The organism is Limnohabitans sp., assembly GCF_040400975.1.
In the GTDB taxonomy this organism is placed as follows: Bacteria; Pseudomonadota; Gammaproteobacteria; order Burkholderiales; family Burkholderiaceae_C; genus Limnohabitans_A.
The window spans coordinates 1-3320 of record NZ_JBBAPF010000064.1; the positions used below are offsets into that span (position 1 = coordinate 1).

Genomic DNA, 3320 nt, shown 5'->3' on the forward strand with positions numbered 1-3320 from the left:
CTCGATAAGCCGCGCGCCTGGGCTCGTCTCCCGCACGGTGAAGATGCCAGCAGTGATCCTGGGCAGACTCCCATGAAGTGGCACTCCCGGCCGCACACTCCAAACCCTGGCGGTGGGTCCTTGATGCGCGTCACGATGCTTGCCCCCAGACCGGGAAGCTCGTAGGAACGTGGAGGGCCTGGTACCTCTGGCAGCTTGCCGCGTGAATAACGGCCATCGGCCACAGCACCTCCTTGTTGGGCAGCGCCGCCCCAGCCAGCAGAGTGCGGGCCCGAGTTTTCAGCAAGCCCACGGCACGCTCGACACGGCCATTCGAGTTGGGTTCAAACCCTGCCGTGGAGGTGACCGCCAGGCCCCGCTCGTGTGCCCACTTCTGGACCGCCGGCCCTGTCAGCTCCGGCGCACGGTCCCCGTGCAGCCTGTAGACGACGCTAGCCTTAAACAAGTTGTTAATGTTTGCGATCATGGACTGCAACGCTGGGATGGTCTCCGTGCTCTTGTTAGTTTCCAACACTTCTACAAAGTGCAGCACAGTGCCGGGCATGAGAGGAACTCATCACAGTTCTTGGGATCCAATGGTGGCAGCAACAAGCCTGGCGGGGACTCTGCTTCCCTCTCCATCCTCAGCTTGTCCAGGTACTGCTCCTTGGAGAAGCATGTGTAGGCGCCGACCAGGAAATACCTGGCTCTCTTGGCTGTGCCGCTGTCACAAGGCCACAGTCCTCCAACATGTGGACCTGAGATGTCCACTGAGAGCTCTCCTCCTGGCCTCGTCTCCGGGTCCATTCTGAAGTGGGGCCGGCCACGACCATGTGCCAGCCGACACTCAGGGCATCCCGGATTGAAATTCAAGTGCCCTTGCCGGCGGTGCTCCTGTAGCTGCTCCGGCGTAGTGAGCTGTGCTAATGCATGAAAGGCACAGCTAATGATTGCTCGCTTGGCACAGGCCATGCGCTGGCACACCCTCAGCTTCTGCAAGTACTCCACATCTCTTTTTCGGAAGTACGGCAGGCCGTTCTTCAGCACCAGTTCGATGACCCGTCCTTCACGAGTCATCACATGGGCCCCTGCTCTGGACCAGTCAAGCTGGAGATCGCACTCATTGATGAACTTGCCGAGGGGCACCAGCTCTGCACCAGACTGGGAAGAGATCCAGACTGTCCCTTCATTGTCCAGCTTGGCTCTGGCGGTGCCCACGGCGAGCTTCAAATTGATGTGTTTGGCAGAGCTTGGCGGAGGAGTCCCGCCATCCGCACACTTGATCACGTGCGTTGCTCCGGAGTCTGCCAGGACGAGCTCGCTGCTACACGCAATGGGACCATCCTCCACGGTGGCCGTCCACGCTGCAGCGTTCCAGTTCAGGACAGAGACCAAAGCCGCACTCTCCTGATCAGCATTGACAGCTGGGGACTGCTGCTCCCCAAGCACCTTCTGAGAATTGCTGGACTGCTCTGCACGCTTGGGCTTCGAGCTGTTCGCCTCTTCGACCACCACTTTGGCCGAAGGCGCGGGCTTGTGAGCCTTCTTCTCTCCGCGTGGCCTGGGACAGTCCTTACTGACGTGGTCCTTGGCTCCACAATTGAAGCATCGATTGTCCTTTGTGGACAGCTTCGAATGCTTAAAGATACAGGTGGTGCCCTTGGCGCACCCCTTGTCGGAGATGTAGTACTTGCAGAGCACGTCCTTGGAGGACGAGGAACCCTTTCCGGTCCCAGGCTTGTCCGTTGCCTTTTCCGGCTCCTTGGGCTCGTCCTTTCCTTTACCCTTGCCCTTCTGCATGGACTGGGCCTTCACTTCCTGGTGCTTCTCGTCCTTCTTGGACTGACCCCCTTGGAACTCCAACGCCTCTGCACACAGGTACTTCCACAGGTCCTGCACCTGCTCCTGAGTGACCATGCCAAACATGCCAGCATTCATCTGGAAGGCATGCAGGCGGTACTGGAAAGCACTGTCCTTGGAAGCCATGCGGGCCACCATGGACTTGAGAGTACGGTGCTGCAGTGTTGGGTCCGGCGGCTGCATCCCCAATCTGACCAGCCTGTCCAAATCAAATCTCCATTGCTGCAGCTGTGCATATACATCCTTGATGTCTCCTGATGCGACATTGGTGACGGCCCGGTGCATGTGCTCACGATCACTCTGCGTTCCTGGACCTGCATCCACCATTGCTGCAAACAAGAGCTCTGCTACTGCCAATTTGTGGGTTGCCAGGGCCATGGACATCACCGTTTCCGGCAGTGCTGCCAAAATTGCTGGCCGGAGCTTCATTTCCAGCGCAATGTAGCGCGCAAGCATGCTCGTAATGTCCACCGCAACCTGCGCTTTCTGCATGGGGTTCAACCACAAGTACTGGTCATAGGCCGCCCCTGCGGCCATGCGCACGGACTGCCAGTACACGGCTGCCTCTGGGTGCAGTGAGGACACTTTGAGCTCCACCAGCTGGCTCCATCGCTCAAAGGCGGTTGGCTTGGACCCACCGTCCACGTAGCGCAGCTGAGGAATATCACCTTCCTTCAGTTTGCCCACTGCCATCATGAAGCCTTGTGCATCATCAGGCTCCATCACTGGCCCTATCGGGCCTGACGGGCCCGACGGCGGAGGTCCTGATGGGCCTCCACCTCCTCCTCCACCTCCTGGCCAACCAGGCGGCCCTCCCGGCAGAGGCGTCCTTGGAGGGCGACCTCCTGGAGAGCCGTCTCCTGGCCAACCAAGCGGTCCTCCACCACCCGGCGGAGCGCCTCCAGGCGGAGGCAGTGGCGGCATGCCCTGCCCAGGCAGTGGCGCTTGCAGCACAACTTCTTCTTGGTCCGCTTGTTCATGCTCATCTGCTTCTCGGCGTTGGCGCCCTCGTCCAGCAGCTTCAGGCCGTGCACGCTGCGCCTGGACACCTGACGTCATTTCTGCCCCTGCCGGTGCGGAGCACTCAGACTCAGGCGTGTGCGGCACTGGAGGGCCGCCCGCGTCCTCAAGAGGAGCAGCGGTGAGCAGACGCCCGTTGGCAGGTCCACTCTGTGGCGTTTCCATGCCACTCCGCTCCAACACCTCCAGTCTGTTCAGAAGTCTTGCGTTGACATTTCTCATCTCTGCCAACTCTTGACGCAACTCTGAGGTCTCCTCTGGCTCGTGCAGTGCCAGCGGCGGAGGCAGGTGTATGGGCCGCCTTCCTGACGGTTGCCCAAAGCCTGCAGGCATTCCTCTGGGAACTGCCGCACTCCACGCTGCTGTTGCTCCTGCTGCCAGGCCTCGGGTGAGCCCGATTGCGCCTTGCACTGCGCCCGCCCCAACTGCTCCCAACCCCGTGCCCCACATCTGGGCCTGCC

2 protein-coding genes are annotated in these 3320 nt (G+C 60.6%); both read right to left on the reverse strand.

Annotation, left to right across the window (positions count from 1 at the left end; all coding sequences use genetic code 11):
- Positions 1 to 516: 516 nt before the first annotated feature.
- On the reverse strand, positions 517 to 2562 hold the full coding sequence (locus tag ABWQ00_RS15695; RefSeq protein ID WP_353239593.1) for a hypothetical protein: 2046 nt from the start codon (positions 2560 to 2562) through the stop codon (positions 517 to 519).
- Positions 2563 to 2570: 8 nt separating this feature from the next.
- A complete protein-coding gene (locus tag ABWQ00_RS15700; RefSeq protein WP_353239594.1) occupies positions 2571 to 2873 on the reverse strand; it encodes a hypothetical protein in 303 nt (100 codons plus the stop codon).
- Positions 2874 to 3320 lie beyond the last annotated feature (447 nt).

Coding starts and splice junctions, on each gene's coding strand:
- ABWQ00_RS15695 (WP_353239593.1), bottom strand. CDS start 2,562: ATGGAGCCTGATGATGCACAAGGCTTCATGATGGCAGTGGGCAAACTG.